19 protein-coding genes are annotated in these 18,239 nt (G+C 70.3%); 9 read left to right on the forward strand and 10 right to left on the reverse strand.

The window, feature by feature from the left end:
* Positions 1 to 46 precede the first annotated feature (46 nt).
* Entirely contained in the window at positions 47 to 376 is a 330-nt protein-coding gene (locus ACDF64_RS08250) for a hypothetical protein (protein WP_394554756.1), read from the forward strand.
* 54 nt (positions 377 to 430) lie between these two features.
* On the opposite strand, the gene ACDF64_RS08255 is transcribed toward ACDF64_RS08250, so the two are convergent.
* The 4 genes from ACDF64_RS08255 to ACDF64_RS08270 all read right to left on the reverse strand — a co-directional run bounded on the left by ACDF64_RS08255 (position 431) and on the right by ACDF64_RS08270 (position 4,623).
* Entirely contained in the window at positions 431 to 697 is a 267-nt protein-coding gene (locus ACDF64_RS08255) for a hypothetical protein (protein ID WP_394554757.1), read from the reverse strand.
* 298 nt (positions 698 to 995) lie between these two features.
* Positions 996 to 1,628 (reverse strand): potassium channel family protein, encoded by a 633-nt coding sequence (locus ACDF64_RS08260; RefSeq protein WP_394554759.1) that lies wholly within the window; start codon positions 1,626 to 1,628, stop codon positions 996 to 998.
* Positions 1,629 to 1,689: 61 nt separating this feature from the next.
* Positions 1,690 to 2,991, reverse strand: a complete 1,302-nt coding sequence (locus ACDF64_RS08265; protein WP_394554760.1) for a TrkH family potassium uptake protein — start codon at positions 2,989 to 2,991, stop codon at positions 1,690 to 1,692.
* Positions 2,992 to 3,162: 171 nt separating this feature from the next.
* Positions 3,163 to 4,623, reverse strand: a complete 1,461-nt coding sequence (locus ACDF64_RS08270) for a cation:proton antiporter (protein ID WP_394554762.1) — start codon at positions 4,621 to 4,623, stop codon at positions 3,163 to 3,165.
* A gap of 230 nt (positions 4,624 to 4,853) precedes the next feature.
* Here ACDF64_RS08270 and ACDF64_RS08275 point away from each other — a divergent pair, with 230 nt between their 5' ends.
* Positions 4,854 to 5,984: an FAD-dependent monooxygenase gene (locus tag ACDF64_RS08275; protein ID WP_394554765.1), complete on the forward strand. Its 1,131-nt coding sequence runs from the start codon at positions 4,854 to 4,856 to the stop codon at positions 5,982 to 5,984.
* A 257-nt stretch (positions 5,985 to 6,241) separates the two neighbouring features.
* Entirely contained in the window at positions 6,242 to 7,219 is a 978-nt protein-coding gene (locus ACDF64_RS08280; protein ID WP_394555087.1) for a zinc-binding dehydrogenase, read from the forward strand.
* A gap of 58 nt (positions 7,220 to 7,277) precedes the next feature.
* Here ACDF64_RS08280 and ACDF64_RS08285 read toward each other — a convergent pair whose 3' ends face one another.
* The gene (locus tag ACDF64_RS08285) at positions 7,278 to 7,739 is read right to left on the reverse strand and encodes a MarR family winged helix-turn-helix transcriptional regulator (protein ID WP_394554766.1); all 462 of its coding nucleotides are present in this window, start codon (positions 7,737 to 7,739) and stop codon (positions 7,278 to 7,280) included.
* 97 nt (positions 7,740 to 7,836) lie between these two features.
* Between ACDF64_RS08285 and ACDF64_RS08290 the strand changes: the two genes are divergently transcribed.
* The 3 genes from ACDF64_RS08290 to arfB all read left to right on the forward strand — a co-directional run bounded on the left by ACDF64_RS08290 (position 7,837) and on the right by arfB (position 10,956).
* A complete protein-coding gene (locus tag ACDF64_RS08290; RefSeq protein WP_394554768.1) occupies positions 7,837 to 9,318 on the forward strand; it encodes an MFS transporter in 1,482 nt (493 codons plus the stop codon).
* Positions 9,319 to 9,473: 155 nt separating this feature from the next.
* Positions 9,474 to 10,400, forward strand: a complete 927-nt coding sequence (locus ACDF64_RS08295) for a lytic transglycosylase domain-containing protein (RefSeq protein WP_394554770.1) — start codon at positions 9,474 to 9,476, stop codon at positions 10,398 to 10,400.
* A gap of 118 nt (positions 10,401 to 10,518) precedes the next feature.
* Positions 10,519 to 10,956 (forward strand): alternative ribosome rescue aminoacyl-tRNA hydrolase ArfB, encoded by a 438-nt coding sequence (gene arfB, locus ACDF64_RS08300; protein ID WP_394554772.1) that lies wholly within the window; start codon positions 10,519 to 10,521, stop codon positions 10,954 to 10,956.
* 102 nt (positions 10,957 to 11,058) lie between these two features.
* Here the strand turns inward: arfB and ACDF64_RS08305 are convergent, their stop codons facing one another.
* The 4 genes from ACDF64_RS08305 to ACDF64_RS08320 all read right to left on the reverse strand — a co-directional run bounded on the left by ACDF64_RS08305 (position 11,059) and on the right by ACDF64_RS08320 (position 13,376).
* Positions 11,059 to 11,400 (reverse strand): RidA family protein, encoded by a 342-nt coding sequence (locus ACDF64_RS08305; protein WP_394554773.1) that lies wholly within the window; start codon positions 11,398 to 11,400, stop codon positions 11,059 to 11,061.
* 54 nt (positions 11,401 to 11,454) lie between these two features.
* On the reverse strand, positions 11,455 to 11,856 hold the full coding sequence (locus tag ACDF64_RS08310; protein WP_394554774.1) for a VOC family protein: 402 nt from the start codon (positions 11,854 to 11,856) through the stop codon (positions 11,455 to 11,457).
* A gap of 120 nt (positions 11,857 to 11,976) precedes the next feature.
* A complete protein-coding gene (locus tag ACDF64_RS08315) occupies positions 11,977 to 12,531 on the reverse strand; it encodes a cysteine hydrolase (RefSeq protein WP_394554775.1) in 555 nt (184 codons plus the stop codon).
* A gap of 5 nt (positions 12,532 to 12,536) precedes the next feature.
* Complete coding sequence (locus ACDF64_RS08320; RefSeq protein WP_394554777.1) at positions 12,537 to 13,376, reverse strand: SDR family oxidoreductase; 840 nt, start codon at positions 13,374 to 13,376, stop codon at positions 12,537 to 12,539.
* Positions 13,377 to 13,444: 68 nt separating this feature from the next.
* Here ACDF64_RS08320 and ACDF64_RS08325 point away from each other — a divergent pair, with 68 nt between their 5' ends.
* Positions 13,445 to 14,017 carry a TetR/AcrR family transcriptional regulator gene (locus ACDF64_RS08325; RefSeq protein WP_394554779.1) on the forward strand — a complete coding sequence of 191 codons (573 nt, stop codon included), beginning with the start codon at positions 13,445 to 13,447 and terminating at the stop codon, positions 14,015 to 14,017.
* 127 nt (positions 14,018 to 14,144) lie between these two features.
* On the opposite strand, the gene ACDF64_RS08330 is transcribed toward ACDF64_RS08325, so the two are convergent.
* On the reverse strand, positions 14,145 to 15,647 hold the full coding sequence (locus ACDF64_RS08330; RefSeq protein WP_394554780.1) for an MFS transporter: 1,503 nt from the start codon (positions 15,645 to 15,647) through the stop codon (positions 14,145 to 14,147).
* Positions 15,648 to 16,287: 640 nt separating this feature from the next.
* Here ACDF64_RS08330 and ACDF64_RS08335 point away from each other — a divergent pair.
* Positions 16,288 to 17,289, forward strand: coding sequence for an ABC transporter permease (locus ACDF64_RS08335; RefSeq protein WP_394554783.1), 1,002 nt, complete (start codon positions 16,288 to 16,290; stop codon positions 17,287 to 17,289).
* On the forward strand, positions 17,286 to 18,191 hold the full coding sequence (locus tag ACDF64_RS08340) for an ABC transporter permease (RefSeq protein ID WP_394554784.1): 906 nt from the start codon (positions 17,286 to 17,288) through the stop codon (positions 18,189 to 18,191). Before ACDF64_RS08335 ends, ACDF64_RS08340 begins: the two co-directional genes overlap by 4 nt.
* Positions 18,192 to 18,239: the final 48 nt, after the last annotated feature.

The raw sequence follows: 18,239 nt of genomic DNA on the forward strand, positions 1-18,239 counted from the left end.
GCCACGGGCGAGCACCAAGATGCGCCTCGTCTACAAGGGTGACGCCATGCAGACCGTCTACAACATCTCGGGAGCGGTGTTCATATTCGGGCTCGGACTGATCCTGCTCGCGATGATCGTCTTCGGATCTATTCCCGAGGCACCGGATTGGACGCGTGTGCCCCTGTGGGTGACGCTCATCATCTGGATCGCCGGCACGCTCGTGCTGTGCGTCGTGATGATCGTCGAAGTGATCCTGCGGATGCGGGGCAAGGCTGCGACGTTCGGCATCGCCACTCGGGGCGGTCGCTACGTCGTCGATGTCCGAGACCAGCGGAGTCCTCACGCCCGGCTGCAGCAGCCTCAGCGAGGGCAGCAGCACAAGCGACGTCGCTGACGAGTCAACTGCAGCCCTTGTCGTCTCTCGATGACGACCCATTGCGGCCGGGCTTCAGGAGGTGACCAGCAGAGCGATCAGGTCTCCAACCAGTGGCACGACTGCCGCAGCCAGGCACAGATACGACAGCCCGAGTCCTGTGCTCGAGATCACCTCTGGACCTTCACGACGCCGCGCCAGGTGGCCGACAACCACCCCGGCCAGCGGGACCACGTACTGCAGCGTCGTCGTAATCGCGATGACCAGCGGATCGCCCGGCCAAACCCAGACGAGAACCACGAACCCCACCAGGTACTGCGCAACGGCGAGGACACCGAGCAACAATGCGCCTCGTCCCCATGCTCCCGCTGTCACTCGACCGGTCCTCGGCGCAGTCATCGCATCCATGCCCCAAACTTAGGAGATTCAGCCTGCCCGGCGCCCTCCAAACTGAGAAGAGGCGCGGCGGGCGCCTGCTGCTCAACATCGGCCCGGAGGCATCCGGACGGCAGTTGGCTTCGCGCCTGGCGGACGGCCGGTCGCCTGATCATCATCGCCGACCGCCCGGAGTCGGTGGGCACCGAGCAGCTTGCGGTCGCCTCACTCGTCATCGCCCTGCCGGAGTGATGCGCGGGCTTCCTCAGCGCAGTTGCGCGAACCGCTCCGCTTTCGATGTCGGCCCGAGCACCAGGATCGTGTCTCCGGTGCGGAGTACCGTCTCGTTGTCCGCGTTCTGCCACGGCTCGGCGCCGTGTTGGAACGCCGCGACGGTCACCCCGTGCGTCTGCCGGAGCGCCGTCTCGCCCAGCGGTATTCCCTGGATGGTCGACGGCACGGGCGCCTTCACGGCCGCGTATCCCGGAGCGACCTCGATGAAGTCGAGCGCTGCACCGCGCACCAGGTGGGCCACGCGGCGGCCCATGTCCTTCTCTGGGTAGATGACGTGGTGCACGCCGAGTTGCTCGAGGATGAGTCCGTGCTGGTCGTCGACGGCTTTCGCCCAGATCACCGGGATGTTCATGTTGAGCAGTGTCGAACAGGTGAGGATCGAGGCTGAGACGTTGTTGCCGATGGCGACGACGACGCGGTCGAACTCGTCGATGGCAAGCTGTCGCAGGACCTCCTGCTTCGTCGAGTCGGCCCGGACGACCTGGGTAAGTTCGCCGTTCAGGGCCTGCACGAGATCCTCGTCGAGATCGATGCCGAGGACTTCGGTGCCGCTGGCCATGAGCTCGAGGGCGAGCGCGTTCCCGAAGCGGCCGAGGCCGATCACGGCGACCGAGTCTGCTTCCGCGATTCGGCGGGACGTGTCCGTACCGCTGAAAATTCCGAACCTAGCCAATGGCGGGCCTCTCCTGGGGGTACTCGTACAGGATGCGACGACTGCGCAGTGCGATCGCGGAGCCCACCGTCAGCGGCCCGATGCGCCCGAGGAACATCAATGCGATGAGCACGAGCTGAGCGGGAACCGACAGATGGGGCGTGATTCCGGTGGACAATCCGACGGTGGCGAACGCGGAGATGCTCTCGAAGAGCGCCCGATCCAGGCTCTCTTCGGAGATGATCATGAGCAGCGCGGCGCCGACGACGACCGCCGCGACGGCGATCAGCACCACCGTGATGGCTTGCCGGTGCACCGCGCGCGACAGACGCTTGCCGAAGATGTTCACCGAGCCCTCGCCGCGAAGCTCGGTGGTCATGATGAAGAACAGCACCGCGAACGTCGTCACCTTGATGCCGCCCGCGGTTCCGGCGGGACCAGCGCCGATGAACATCAGGACATCCATCCCGAGCCACGTCTCGTCATGCATGCGGCCGATGTCCAGCGAGTTGAAGCCTGCCGTGCGCGTCTGCACGGACTGGAAGAAGGCCGCGAGGACGCGGTCCCACGGATCGAGACCTCCGATGCTTGCGTCGTTGTTCCATTCGATGACGCCGATGTAGACCGTCCCCGCGACGAGCAGCGCCGCGGTACCGACGAGTACGAGCTTGGTGTTCATCGACCAGTGCAGCGGCCGCGTGAACTCCTTGCGCAGCTGCATGATCACCGGGAATCCCAAGCCGCCGAGGATGATCGCCGCCGCGATGGGCAGGCAGATGAGCGGGTCGTCGACGAAGCCGATCAGGTTGTCGCTGTACAGGGCGAAGCCTGCGTTGTTGAACGCGGAGATCGCGTGGAATGCCCCGTACCACGCGGCCCTGCCGGGGTCGTAGCCGTATCCCCACAGGAACCGGAGGAACAGCAGGGCGAAGGTCGCCGCTTCGATGATCAGCGAGATCAGCACGATTCGCCTCACGAGACCGCGGACGTCGTCGAAGCCGATCGACTTCGCTTCGCTGGCCGTGTTCACCCGCGCACGCACCGACATCCTCCGGGCCAGCACCAGTCCGACGAGCGCCGCGAAGATCATGATTCCCAGCCCGCCGACCTGGATCATCAGCAGGATGAAGACCTGGCCGAGTGGGGTCCAGTAGGTGAGCGTGTCCACCACGGTGAGGCCCGTCACGCAGACGGCACTGGTGGCCGTGAAGAGGGCTTCGACGAACGACGCACCGCCTTGGCCGACCTTCGCCACCGGAAGCATCAACAGTGCGGTCCCGACCGCGATGGTGCCCGCGAACCCGCCGACGACCACCTGTGCAGGGTGGAGACGCAAGCGGCGTCTCGCGCGGGTGCGCTTCACACCGAGCCTCTCGGAACCCGTCACCACGGACAAACTGTAGCGCCGGACCGCTCGCCGCGGTGGCGCCCCGAGAACCGTTCGATTCGATCCGTGAACTCGAACAGGTTCGCGGCACGACGTCGATCAAGGGCTGAGCGCAGTGAACCATTCATCGATGCGGTGATCCGGGTCGACCTGGGTGAGGACGACGTCGCCTGCCTGCAGCCGGGTGGTGTTTCGGACGGGCAGGTTCCGGCCCTCCCTGCTGATGACGCTGATCCAGACGCGCTCCCCGACGGAGAGGTCTTCGATGGTGCTGCCGTCGGCGGGTGATCCCGGTTCGACGGTATGCCGCTGCAGACCAGCGGGTTCCTCGGCGAACCGGACATCGACCGTCCACGGGCGAGGATGCACGAGGCGCATGGGGATGTGAAGCAGTCGGGCGAACACCGGCACGAGCCCACCCTGGACGACGACGGAGATGAGCACGACGATGAAGATGATCGCGTAGACGCGCTCACCGCCGGCGACATCGGCGCTGAGGATGAACATACCGAGCAGGATCGGAACAGCACCCTTCAATCCGGACCACAGCACGAAGGCCCGTTCGCCCCACGTGAGCCGGACGGGAAGCGTGATGACGCCGACCAGCACCGGGCGGATGACCACGATCAGCAGCACCGCGATCGTCAGGCCGGCGACGAACGTGACCGGTTCGAAGACATCCTGAAGCTCGACACTCAGGCCGAGCAGAACGAACACGACGATCTCGGCCAGGCTTGCGAGGCCGGAGGAGAAGGTGTCGACCTCGTGCCGGAACGGCGCCCGGATGTCCCCGACCAGGATCCCGGCGATGAAGACGGCGAGGAACCCGGATCCGTGCAGGGCGGAACCTCCGGCGTAGATGACCACAGCCGCGGCCGTGACGAACACGGAAGTGAGTGCACCGGTGGGCAGGTGAATCCGGCGCATGATCCACCCGAGGGCGAGACCGCCCAAGATGCCCACGACCGTTCCCACTCCCATCTGGGTGGCGAACTCCGTCGCTCCCGTCAGCAGCGGCGAGCCGACCGCCGTCCCCGCGGTGAGCAGGCTGACGAGCAGGGCGATCCCGACGGGGTCGTTGGCACCCGACTCGCCCTCGAGGATCGTGCCGGATCGGCCGGAGATCTCACGAGGGCCGAGCACCGAGAAGACCACTGCGGGATCCGTCGGCGACAGAGCTGCCCCGAGAAGCAGCGACACCTGCCACTCGAAGCCGAGGAGGAAGTGCGCCGTCGCGGCGACCGCGGCCGCGGTGACGGCCGTGCCGGCGATGCCGATCCACGCGATCGGGCCCAAGGCGTCGCGAAAGCGCCGCCAGCCGATGCGCATACCGCCGTCGAACAGGATGAGCACCAGCGCCACCGACACGATCCGTTCGTCGATCTGGCGGGCGGCCGGTCCCAATTCGGGAAGGAAGAGCGCGACGATCGCGGCGAGGATCAGGAACAGCGCCGGGGCCGGGATCCGCAGCCACGCGGTGAGACGGCTCGAGAACGTGCCGGCGAGCAGCACCGCGCCGACCACGAGGACGAGGATCGAGAAGAGGAATTCGTCGGACACGGCACCCTCCGGGCGGGTCAGCGGTTGTCATCGCCGACCAGACTTCCCGGCACTCCGTGACGACCAACCTAGCCCTCAGGCGGCTCCGTCGCCCGTTCGGTCGACGTGTGGCGCGCAGGAGACCGAGTCCGCGGCTGCGCGCGACGTGTTCGCCCGGCGATGGGCGTCCACTGAGGGCGCGTCCAGTGCGCATCCTGCATGCATGACGCTCGAAGTGGTGGAATGGCAGAGTGCCCTCGTTGCGGGTTCTCATCTCGGGGGGCGGGATCGCGGGGGCGACCCTCGCCTACTGGCTCGCAGCCGGCGGCCATCGCGTCACGATCGTCGAGTCGGCAGATCGAACGCGCTCCAGTGGCAGTCCCGTCGACGTGCGTGGTCCCGCCGCGGCGATCGCCCATGCCATGGGCATCTGGCCTCGACTCGCGGCTGCGGGCACCGGCGTCGAACGACTCGTGTTCGTCGACCGGGAGGGGAACCGGCGAGCGGTCATCCCCACCCGGCGCAGCCGCAACCCCGACGACGAGGTCGAGATCGCACGGGTCGAACTCGCCACCGCGCTGCTGGATGCCGTCGACGACTCGGCCGAGCTCATCACCGGGGACTCCGTGGTCGCGCTCGCCGCAGACGAGGCAGGCGTCGAGGCTCGGTTCGATGGCGGCCGTGAAGACCGCTTCGATCTCGCGATCGGTGCGGACGGCCTTCACTCGGCGGTCCGGCGCCTCGCGTTCGGCGCCGAGCAGCGCTTCTCACGCCCGATGGGACTGTTCATCGGAACCGTCCGCACCGACGCCGTCGACACCGACCCGGCCGAGGTGATCCTCCTCAACGCGCCCGGGACCGCCATTGCCATCCATCCCGCGGGCGGCAACCCGGGGGCAGCGTTCATCTTCCGCAGTCGACAGGCCTACGACCACCGCGATCCGCATCGCGCGACCGTGCTCATCGAGGGCGCGTACCGGGGCCGGGAATGGCTGACCGAGCGCGCGCTCGCGGCGTGGCACACGGCATCGGACACCTACTTCGATGAGGTCACGCGCATCAGCGTGCCCAGGTGGAGCACGGGGCGCATCGCGCTCGTCGGGGACGCCGCCGGCTGCGTGTCCGTCTTCGGCGAGGGGTCCAGCAACGCGATGCTCGGTGCACGAACCCTCGCAGACGCGATCTGCGCCGCTCCGACCGACCCGGCCGACGCCTTCGCCGCGTACGAACGCACGCACCGTCGACGAAGTGCGCGCTCCGGTGCCGGCGCACCCGTCCTCGCCCGCTTCCTCGTGCCCAGGACCAGCGGTGGGATCTCGATCAGGAACGCCGCGCTTCGGACGCTGGGGCGGATCGTCGTCGACTTCGACGTCCGACGATGAACTCGGGTGCTGACGCCGCCGCGCGGCGAAGCCGGGGCAATCATCGAACGCGCACCGATCGCTCGCACACCTCGGGGGCATGATGAACGCGACGAGGAAGACCACGACTGCGCCTGCGCGACGGGCAGGACGGGGAAGTCTTCGGAAGCTCCCCTCAGGCCGCCGTGCTCGGTGAACGGTCAGATCCGAGGGGTTGGATGGGGGCGTGCCGCCGGGATCGGCGGCGAGCGAAGGAGCGCACGATGGAGCAGTCGATGATGCGGGCACTCGTGCACGAGGAGTTCGGAGACCCGGCGGAGGTCCTGTCGGTGCGGGAGCTGCCCGTGCCGGAGCCCGGCCCCGGACAGGTGCGGGTTCGCCTCGTGCTCTCGCCGATCCACAATCACGACCTCTGGACGGTGCGCGGAACGTACGGCTACAAGCCGGCGCTGCCGGCCGTCGGCGGCACCGAGGCGCTCGGCGTGGTCGACGCGCTCGGTGAGGGCGTCGAGCACCTGGCGATCGGCCAGCGCGTGGTGACCGGCGGCACGCTCGGCGTCTGGTCGGAATTCTTCCTCGCGTCGGCGGCCGCCCTCATCCCCCTGCCCGACGGCGTGCCCGACGAGGTCGCCGCGCAGATCGTGGCGATGCCGTTCAGCGCGGTCAGCCTGCTCGACGCGCTCGGGCTCGAATCCGGCGACTGGCTGGTGCAGAATGCCGCGAACGGTGCGGTCGGACGGTTGCTCGCCCAGCTCGCGCCGGCGCGCGGCGTCAACGTGGTCGGGCTCGTGCGTCGCGGCGCGGGCGTCGACGAACTCGCCGGGCAGGGCATCGGCAACATCGTCGCGACCGACGACGAGGGCTGGCGCGAACGCGTCGCCGAGATCACCGGCGGGGCGCCGATCAAGGTCGGCGTCGACGCGGTCGGCGGTGCCGCGAGCGGCCAGGTGGTCTCGCTGCTCGCCGAGAACGGCACGCTCGTGGTGTTCGGTGCGATGGCCTCGCCCGTCATGGAGATCCCGTCGGGCGACGTGATCTTCAAGCAGGCGACCGTCAAGGGGTTCTGGGGCAGCCGGGTGAGCGCGACGATGGCGCCGGAGGAGCGCGCACGCCTCATGGGCGAGGTCTTCACGCGCCTGGGCGAGGGCGTCATCACGCTGCCCGTCGAGGTGACGTACGGGTTCGACCAGATCGCGCAGGCGAGCCGCGCGAACTTCGACGCCGGTCGCATCGGCAAGGTCATGCTGCGCCCCTGAGCAGGTCCCGGAGCGCGCCCCGACCTGCTCGGGGAGCCTGCCGTCGAACTCGGGAGCGCTAGCTCGCCGCGGATCGCCCGCGCGCCGCGCGCTTCGCCTCGCTGTACTGCTCGATGTCGAGGTTGAAGCGGTGCAGGAGGTCGGCGAAGGTCGCGACGTCGTCGTCGGACCAGTTCTCGAGGATGCGGTCGAGGGCGCGCACCGACCGCTCGCGCACCTCGGTGAGGCGCGTCAGGCCTGCCTCCGTCAGCGCGAACTTGCGCGCGATGCCGCCGTCGGGATCCGGGATGCGCTCGATGAAGCCCGCGCGCATCACGGCCCCGGTCTGGCGCTGCACGGTGGAGGCGTCGAGCCGGAAGAACTCGCTCAGCTCGCCGATCGACCTCGGGCCATCGGCATGGAGGCGGCTCAGCAGGAGGTAGGCGCTGCGCTCGAGGCCGTTCTCGGGCCGGTGCTGCGCGATCGTGTAGCGGATCTGCAGCATCTGCTCGTACTCGATGTCGGCGACGCGACGTTCCATCTCGTTCCTCCTCGGACAGGGTCGAGTCTATCGGGCATGTGTATAGTGCATATGCACAGTACATATCCATTGCACGATGCACATCGGATGGAGCGGCATGACCACGCCCACGACCACGCGGGGTTCCCGACCGGGACTCATCGTCGCCGTCCTCGCCTTCGCGGGCATCGCCTCGTCGATCACCCAGACGATGGTCACGCCCCTGATCGCGGGGTTCCCCGGCATCTTCGACACGTCCGCGTCGAACACGGCGTGGATCGTCACGGCCACCCTGCTCGCGGCGGCCGTCGCGGTGCCGATCTCCGGCAGGTTGGGCGACCTGTTCGGCAAGCGACGCATGATGCTCCTGCTCACGCTCCCGCTCATCGTCGGCGGCATCGTCTGCGCGCTCGCGCCGTCGGTCGAGATCATGATCGTCGGTCGCGCACTGCAGGGCATCGGGTCGGGCATGGTGCCGCTCGCCATCGCGCTGCTGCGCGACGCCGTGCCGAAGGAGCGGCTGTCGTCGGCGATCGCGACCGTGAGCGCGACGCTCGGCGTGGGCGGGGCGATCGGGATGCCGCTGTCGGCCGCAGTGGTCGAGTTCGCCGACTGGCGCATCCTGTTCTGGGCCGGCGCCGGGGTGACGGTGCTCGCCGCGCTCGCGATCTGGTGGTTCGTGCCGGTGCTGCCGGCCGGGGCATCCGGGCAGCGCTTCGACGGCTTCGGCGCCGTCGGCCTCGCCGTGGGCCTCGTCGCCCTCATCCTCGCCGTCTCGAAGGGCTCCGAGTGGGGCTGGGCCTCCTGGCCCACGCTCGGCCTGCTCGGCCTCGCCGTCGTGGTGTTCGCCCTGTGGGGGGTGTGGGAGACGCGCACGAAGGATCCGCTCGTGGACCTGCGCACGACCGCGCGACCCCGGGTCCTGTTCACGAACATCGCCTCGATCTTCGTCGGGTTCGGGATGTACGCGAGCATGCTCGTCATGCCGCAACTCCTGCAGCTGCCGTCGTCCACCGGATACGGCCTCGGGCAGTCCATCCTCGCCGCCGGTCTCTGGATGGCGCCCGCGGGCCTCATGATGCTGCTGCTGTCGCCCGTCGGCGGGCGCATCACCGACTCACGCGGCCCGAAGTTCACCCTCGTGCTCGGCACGGTGATCCACGCAGCCGGCTACGGCGTCGCCCTGATCGGCATGGGCAGCACGTGGGGCCTGCTCGTCACGAGCCTCGTCATCAACAGCGGCGTCGCGTTCGCCTACGGGGCCATGCCCGCGATCATCATGGGCGCGGTGCCGCGGAGCGAGACCGCGGCGGCGAACGGGTTCAACACGCTCATGCGCTCGCTCGGCACGACCACCGGCGCCGCGATCATCGGCGTGGTGCTCGCGCAGATGTCGGTCCCGCTCGGCGGCGGCGCCGTGCCGTCGGAGGCGGGATTCCGCACGGCGCTCCTGATCGGTGCCGGCGCCACCCTGCTCGCCGCGCTCGTCGCGGCCTTCATCCCGAAGGCGAACGCGACGTCGACATCCGCCACCTCGGACGCGCCGAGCGCCGTCGCGGTGGCATCCCCGGAGCTGGTGGGAGCCGGCGAGCCCGCCTGAACGTGGGACTCCGGCCGCTGCACCGGGTCGGGCCGTTCCGTGCGTCCACCGAGCCGCGCGGGCCGCAGGTTGCGCGCGTAAGGTGGATGGGCGGGTTCGCGCGTTCGGGAACCCCGCGGGCGACCTGCACCGATGCCCGGATGGAGTGACGACCGATGGCGTGGGACGACGAGTTCGATGACGAGGTCGACCCGCGCGCGTCGGCTCGGTCGACCCGGGGAACCTCCCGCGACGGGCACGCGGTGCGACGCGCGGCCGGGGCCGCCGGCATCGCGGTCGGGGCCATGGTGGGCGTCGTGGCCCTCGTGGTGGGAGCGGTCGTCGCGGTGACGGCCATCGGCATGGCCGTGCGACCCGAGGGGTTCGCGTCGCCCTCCGCCGACGGGCCGCACATCGGCCTGCCGCCGACCTCGGAACGACCCGAACGGCCGGCTGAGGAGGGTGACGGGTCCGGCGACACGGATGCCTCGGTGCCGGAGAGGTTCGAGGATGTGCCGGGCATCCCCTTGCTCGAGCCCGGGTTCTCGTCGGTCGACGCGGACTGGACGGTGCGCATCGCGGCCGCCACCGGAATCCCGGAGCGGGCGCTCTCGGCCTATGCGCATGCGCACGTCGCGCTCGCGTCCGAGGATCCGGCATGCGACGTGGATTGGGCCACGATCGCCGCGATCGGCGCGATCGAATCCGACCATGGACGCCACGGCGACTCGTCGCTCGACGCGTCGGGACGGGCGGTGCCGCCGATCGTCGGCCGCGCGCTCGACGGCGACGGGGTGGCGACGATCACGGACACCGACGGCGGTGCGCTCGACGGCGATACCGCGTGGGACCGGGCAGTCGGACCCATGCAGTTCATCCCGTCGACCTGGGCGAGATGGGGGAGCGACGGGAACGGCGACGGCGTCGCCGACCCGCATCAGATCGACGACGCCGCGCTGACGACGGGCCGATACCTGTGCGCAGCGGGTTCGATGGCGACCGCCGACGGCTGGCGCCGCGCGGTGTACTCGTACAACCACGACAACGACTACGTCGCGCGGGTCGCGTCGATCTCGCAGGGCTTCGCGGCATCGGTGCGGTGATCCCGGGCCCTGCCCGGCACCCACTCCTCCAGCAACGCGATCTCCCGGACTGGCCAAGCCGCGAACACGAGACGCCGCGAACGGGAGACGCCGCGAACGGGAAGAGGATGATTGACCCATGCCCGCTGCCCACCGTCCCGGCCTTCGGGTCGACCAGGGACTCACGATCCCCGAGTCCGAGCTGTCGTGGCGGTTCTCGCGGTCATCCGGTCCCGGCGGGCAGGGGGTGAACACCGCCGACTCCCGAGTGGAACTCGTGTGGAATGCGGCAGGCTCGGCCGTCCTCACTCCGATCCAGCGGGAGCGGCTCCTCGAGCGGCTGAGCGGTCGCCTCGTCGACGGCGTGCTGACCATCGCCGCATCCGAGCACCGCGAGCAACTGCGCAACCGGACTGCCGCCCGCGCTCGGCTCGCCGCCGTCGTGGCCGACGCCCTGCGGCCGCCGTCGCCATCGCGACGACCGACGAAACCGAGTCGCGGTGCCAGGGAGCGGCGCCTGGAAGCGAAGAAGCGGCGCACCGACGTCAAGCGACTGCGCCGCCCACCTCACGACTGACCACCGAGGTGGGACGAGCGGGCGCGGCTCGGGGCGCCTGCCCGACCGCGCACAGCAGGGCCGGATGCCACGAGGCATCCGGCCCTTCGTCGTCGTGGTCGATCAGACCGCCGCGATGACCGCGAACTCGACGAAGTAGTCGGGGGTCGCGAGCTTCGCCTCGACGGTCGCGCGCGCGGGCGGGTTCTGGCCGTCGACCCAGGCGTCCCACACCGAGTTCATCTCGGCGAAGGTCGCGATGTCGGCGAGGTAGATCGTGACGTTCAGCAGCTTCGACTTGTCGCTGCCGACGCTCGCCAGCAGTTCGTCGACCTGCGCGAGCGCGGCGCGGCTCTGGTCGGCGACCGACGCGCCCTCGGCCACCTGGCCGGCCAGGTACACGGTGTCGCCGTGGACGACGGCCTGGCTCATGCGGGCGCCGGGCTGGACACGCTGAATGCTCACGAGATCTCCTCTGGAGTGGGGGTGGGGATGCTGTTCAGGGTACCGGCCGGGGCGTCATGCCTCGTCGCGGGGCGGGTTGTACATGAACTCGAAGCGGATGCCGTTGTCGTCCTCGACGAAGGACGCGTAGTAGCGGTCGTTGAACCGCGGGTAGAGCTTGGGCTCGCGCACGGCCGTCCAGCCCGCGCCGAGCGCGATCGCGTGCAGGCGATCGACCTCGGCGGGCGACTCGACGGCGAACGCGAGGTGCTGCCACCCCACCCGGCCGTGCCGGTGCGGCCCGGTGCCCGGTTCGCGGGCGGGGAAGAGGATCAGTTCCTCGACGCCCCGGTACCACGACACGGCGTCGTCGGCGTCGAGCCGCGTGCAGCCGAGCGCCAGCATCACGGGATCGAACTGCGCGATCGATCGGGGCAGGTCGTCGACGGAGATTCCGAGGTGGTCGAAGAGCGGCATCGGGACATCCTACGACCGGGCCGTCGGCCGAAGCCGGGCCCGGAGCCGGGCCCGAAGCCGGGACCGGGCCGAAACGGCCCGATGCCCCGCCGTGGCCGGCGGACCGGCCACGGCGCGAGGTCAGGCTCGGTCGAGCAGTGCCAGCACCTCGTCGGCGAACGCCACCTGTCCGAGGATCGGGAAGGTCCCCGCGACGACGCCGTCGTGCCGGGCCTCCGTCATGTCGGTCATCGCGTCCTGCACGAGGACCACGTGGTAGTCGCGGTCGTAGGCGGCGCGGGCCGTGGACTCGATGCCGAAGCTCGTCGCGACACCCGCGACGACGACCTGCGTGACGCCGAGTTCGCGCAACGCCCGGTCGAGCGGATCGGTGAGGGCGTTCCAGCCGGTCCGTTCGACGGTGAGGTCGCCGGCCTCGGGTTGGAGGCCCGGCGCCGGATCGGCGTAGTCGGCCGGGAGCTGCCGGGCGCCGCCGGGCCCGTACGCGTTCCGACCCGTCGGCATGCCCGTCGAGCGGGCGATGACCACGGGACGGCCGTGTGCGCGGAACGACGCCGCGAGGGCCGTCGCGCGTTCGATCACGCCGTCGATGTCGTGCGCGAACGGGTTGCGGACGGTCCCGGCCTGGAGGTCGACGACGATGAGCGCGGCGCGCTCGTCGAGTTCGATGGGCATGGCGGTCATCCCTTGGGCATCGGCGTACGGCCGGTCGCGACGCCCGCGACCGCGCCGCCGTCGACGAGCAGGTCGATGCCGGTGACGAACGACGCCTGGCCGCCGAGCAGGAACGTGGCGGCGTCGGCGATGTCGCTCGGCGTGCCGAGGCGGCCGGTGCCGGAGTTGTCGACCATGGCGCGCATGAACGCACCCGACGGGGTGTCGAGTTCCTGGCGGCCCATCTTGGTCGAGATGATGCCGGGGCTGATCGTGTTGATGCGGGCGCCGCGCGCGCCCCAGCTGCCCGCGCTGGCCTCCTGCACCTGGATGCGGTTCGCGAGCTTCGCCTTGCCGTACGCGAGGCCGGCGTGGTGGTGCAGGGCCTCCGCCGAGAAGAACGGCAGCTCGACGAGCTGCTCGGGGGTGCTGGTGCGGATCGCCGCCTGCTCCTCCGGGCTGAACGGCGGCTGCAGGTAGCTCGACGAGCTCGAGATCACGACGCCCGCGCCGCCCGGGGCGACGACCGCGCCGAACGCCTCGATCACGAGCGCGACGCCGACGAGGTCGACCCGCAGGACCGCGTCGAGCGGCGCCTGCGCGGGGGAGAGGCCCGCGGTGTGCACGACGGCGCGGACATCGCCGAGCTCGGCGGCGTGCGCGGCGAGGGCCTCGACCGACTCGCGGGACGAGACATCCACTCGCACCGGGTGCACGTCGAACCCGTCGTCGGTCATGGATGCCGCGAGGCGCGCGATCGCGTCCTCGCTGTAGTCGGCCAGGACCGTGATGCGTCCGGGTGCCTCGCGTCGGGCGATGGTCTCGCCCATGCCGCCGACGCCGATGACGACCAGCACGTCTGTCATGCGGATCTCCTCCTCGAGTTATGTGACATGTGTCTCCAAATAAGACTACGCCCTGTTAGCGTGATCGCATGAGTCGAGTGCCCCGGGGCCGCCCGCGAGACGTCGCCGGGCGGCGTGCCGCGCTCGAGGCGGCCCGCGATCTCGTCGTCGCCGAGGGGTACGACCGGCTGAGCATGGCCGAGATCGCGCAGCGCGCGGGGGTCGGCCGCCAGACGCTCTACCGCTGGTGGCCGTCGAAGCAGGCGATCGTTGCCGACTGCGTCCTCGACGAGGCCCTGCCGCTCCAGCTCGACCTCGCGACCGCGTCGGGCGACCTCGCCGCAGACCTCGGTGCGTGGATGTCCCGCTCGGCGGACGCCCTCGCCGCGGACGCCCCGGCCGAGCTGTACCGGGCGCTCCTGGCCGCGGCCGCGTCGGATCCGGCGGCCGCCGCACGGATGGAGGAGCGGTTCGATCGGCCGTTGCGCCGAGCCATCCTCGACGCCTTCGCCGCCGCGGGGCGGGCCGAGGAGTCGGCCGAGCTCGCGGCCGACCTGCTGATGGGCGCGCTCCTGAACGTCATCGTCACCCGGGACCCGGCCGCGCGGTCGCGGCTCGTGCGGGTGGCCGAGCTCGCGCTGCGGACCGACGCCGGGGCGTGAACACTGGGCCGCCGCGGCCGCCACGGCCGCCGGGGCCCCACCGACGCGGAACGCCGCGCACGCCCCACGCAGGAACGCCGTGCGGTCCCATCGCGGGACCGCACGGCGTTCGTGCGGGAGGGCCGGATCAGTGCGTGAGCACCGGCAGCTCGAGGTCGTCGGCCGACTCGGCGTCGGCGTCGCGCTCGCCCGCGGGCCGGCGCTTGAGGAAGATCGCCGCGACGAGCGCGAGCGCGGTCAGCACGGCGGTCAGCGCGAAGATCACGACGTAGCCCTGTTCGGTGCTCGCCTCGAACCCGGGCGCGACCTCGGAGACCTCGATGGCGAACACGGCGAGGATCGCGGCGCTCACGCTCGTGCCGATGCCCGACGCCGCGGTCTGGATGACCGTCGAGATGCCGGTCGCCTCGCTCGTGTTGCGGGCGGCGGCGCCCTCGACGACGAGCAGCGGCAGCGACGACAGCAGGAACGAGGTCGAGACGGTCAGGATCACCTGGCTGACGATGAACGCGGGGAACGAGTTCCACACCGTCGCGGACATCGCGGTGAGGACCGCGGCGATGATGCCGGTGACGGCCGAGATGACGAAGGACGTCTTCGCGTGGCCGCCGCGCGCGACGCGGCCGCTCACGGGGGCGAGCAGGAAGCCGAGGAAGCCGATGCAGAAGGATGTCAGGCCCGCGGCGCCCGCCGGGATCCCGAAGCCGACGGGAGCGGCGGTCGGGTACTGCATGATCAGCTGGCCGAGGTAGCCGGCGCCGCCGAGGCCGAAGCCCGTGAGCGCGGTGATCAGGTAGGTGAGGCCGAGGTTGCGCTGCGCGAAGTAGCGCACGTTGACCATGGGCGCCTGCTGCTTGGCCTCCCAGATCGCCCAGAACACGAGCACGAGCGCGCCGATGCCGATCATGCCCCACACGACGGGCGAGGCCCAGCCGAGGCCGGTCGACACGTTGATGCCGAAGAGGATGAGCGCGATGGCCGGGGCGAAGAGGATGCCGCCGAGCCAGTCGATGCGGTCGCGGATACCGGTGCGGACCGAGTCGGGGAGCCAGGCCGCGAGGATCGTCGTGACGACCGTGAGGACGCCGGAGACGACGAAGATCCACTGCCAGCTCGAGAACTGCACGATGTAGCCGGCGATGAGGTTGCCGCCCGCGCCCGCGAGCATGGCCGCACCCGCGGTCACCGCGATCGCGATGGAGAGGTTCTTCGCGCTGACGTGCTCGCGGATGATGCCGAACGCGAGCGGGAGGATGCCGCCCGCGAGGCCCTGGACCGCGCGGCCGAGGATGACGCCGCCGATCGTCGGGACGACGAGGCTGATCACGGAGCCGGCGACGGAGGCGATGAGCAGGATGACCAGCACGCGCTTGCGGCCGAAGACGTCGCCGAGGCGGCCGGCGATGGCCGCGGACGCGGCGCCGACCAGCAGGAAGCCGGTGAGCACCCAGCTCGCGGCGCTGATGTCCACGCCGAAGCCCGCTTCGAGGCTCGGGAGCGCGGTGTACATCATCGTCGACTCGAACGAGCTCGTGACGGCCGCGAGGATGAGGACGGAGAGGATGTATCCGAACGGTCGAGGCGAGGCGGATCGGACCGCTCCCGTGAACGTCAGTTCAGCGGATGACATTGGTGGATGCCCTTTCGAGGTTGCGTATCGCCGTCGGCGGAGTGCCGGCGGGGCGGCGGTCGGTGCCGGGACGGAACGACGGTGTTCGTCGATCCCGGTCGTGTCCACCTGGAACGCCGCGAGATCGCGCGTCGTCGCGTGACCGTCGGAGCGTTCCGTAGTACAGAACAAGAAAGCTGTATTACGGATCATAACTGAAACTCCGGTCGGATCGCAGCGGAGGCGGCCGGTTCCGGCGGGCACTGGCGACCAGGGGTCCCTGCGGGGCATCCGGCTCGGTCGATGTGGCTCGCATCGAACCGAATTCAGCGCAACGGCTCGAATCGTGTCGAGATCGTGATTCGGGCCGCGGCTCGGTCGGCTCGTGCTTTCGCCGTGCGATTTCGGTGATTCTGCCGCTGTCAGGCGGCCTCGAGGATCGTACGGGCGATGGCGATCGATGATGAATAAGCACATTCGCTCAAGAAACCGTTGACATCCCCGACGCAGGACGCCATGATCCTCCTGTTGCGTAGTGGTGATGAACGTTGTCTCCAACGGAACACGTGGAAGCAAAGCCGCGATTGCGGCGAACTCGACAAGGGAGTCCGAGTGCACGCTGGATGTTCGACCCGTCCCGACCCGATCGACGGGCGCAGCCATGCTGGCTGACGTCGGTCGGCGCGTGGGGTACGCGCTGCTGGTCATCCTGCTCGTCACGGTCGGCGTGCAGGCGCTCATGAGCCTCGCGCCCGGCTCCGTCGCCGAGGTGATCCTCGGCGAGGCGGCCACGCCCGAGAGCGTCGCGGCGCTGAACGCCGAGCTCGGCTACGACCGGCCGTTCTTCGTGCAGTACCTCGACTGGCTCTGGTCGGCGCTCCACGGCGACCTCGGCACCTCGCCGATCACCCACGTCCCGGTGACGGAGGCGATCCTGCAGCGCCTGCCCGTCACGCTCGAGCTCGCGGTGCTGAGCCTCTCGATCGCGCTCATCGTGGCGATCCCGCTCGCGGTGGCGTCGGCGACCCTCCCGAACAGCGCAGTCGACCGCGGGATCAACGCCGTCACCTCCGCGTTCCTCGCGATCCCCGCGTTCGTCGCCGGGCCGGTCCTGGTCTACTTCTTCGCGGTGACGATGAAGGCGCTGCCCGCGCTCGGCTGGACGCCGATCGCGGAGGGCCTCGGCCCGAACCTGCGCGGGGCCCTCCTGCCGGCGCTCGCGGTCGCCCTCACGGAGATCGCGGCCTTCCACCGCGTGCTCCGGGCCGACCTCATCGGCACGCTCCGGGAGGACTACGTGGCTGCCGCACGGGCGAAGGGGATGTCCCGCACCTACGTGCTGTTCCGCCACGCGTTCCGACCGTCGTCGTTCTCGCTGCTCACGATCTCGGGGCTCAGCCTCGCCCGGCTCATCGGCGGGACGATCATCGTCGAGGCGCTGTTCGTGCTGCCGGGCATCGGCCAGCTCATCTCGACGTCGATCATCCAGCGCGACATCGTGACGGTCCAGGGCGTCGTGGCGTTCATCGCCGTCGGATTCGTCGTCATCAACATGGTCGTCGACCTCGGCTACGGCCTCATCGACCCGCGCGTGCGTCGCAGCCCGCGGGCGAGGAAGCCCCGCGCCCTCGTCACCCCGCAGCGGAAGGCGGTGTCGGCATGACCGTCGTCACCCGGAGCATCTCCACCCGGCCGGCAGGCCCGCGCACGACATCGCGCTTCGGGACCCCGGTCGTGGCGCCCGCGAAGCGCCAGTGGTCCGTCCTCGTCTGGTTCTCGTACGCCTGGATCGCGCTCATCGTGTTCCTCGCCGTCTTCGCCTCGGTGCTGCCGATCGCGCCGATCGACGAGGTCGTCGGGCCGCCGCGCCAGCCGCCGCAGTTCGGGCCGCTCGACACCTTGCTGGGCACCGACGGCACGGGGCGCTCGATGCTCTCCCGCCTCATCTACGGCGGCCAGGTCTCGCTCGTCGTCGGGACCGTCTCGGCGGCCGGCGGCGTGCTCATCGGCACCTCCCTCGGGCTCCTGGCCGGGTACTTCCGCAAGTGGGTCGACTCGGTCGTGACCCTCGTCGCGGACGTGCTGCTGTCGTTCCCGGCGCTCGTGCTCCTGCTCGCGATCACGTCGATCCTCTCGCCGAGCGTGCCGACGCTGCTCGTCGGCCTCACCCTGACGAGCACGCCGACGTTCATCCGACTGGCCCGGGCGAACACCATGGCGTGGACCAGTCGGGAGTTCGTGCGCGCCGCACGCAACATGGGCGCCTCGGACCGCCGCATCGTGATCCGCGAGATCCTGCCGAACGTCGCGCCCACGATCGCGGCGTACCTCCCGCTCGTGGTCGCGGCGCTCATCGTCGCGGAGGGCTCCCTGAGCTTCCTCGGGCTCGGCGTGCCGCCGCCCACCCCGAGCTGGGGCGGCATGATCAACGCCGGCGCGACCGACCTCCGCACGGCCCCCTACCTGGTGTTCGTGCCCGCCGCCGTCCTGTTCCTGACCGTGTTCGCGCTGAACCAGGCCGGCGAGCACCTCCGGCTGAAGGCCGACCGGACGCTGCGCGACTGAGCGCCGACTCCCCGATCCCGTCCTCGACGCCGTCGCCGAGGACCCACC

This window comes from Agromyces sp. MMS24-JH15 (assembly GCF_043518605.1).
Lineage (GTDB): Bacteria > Actinomycetota > Actinomycetes > Actinomycetales > Microbacteriaceae > Agromyces.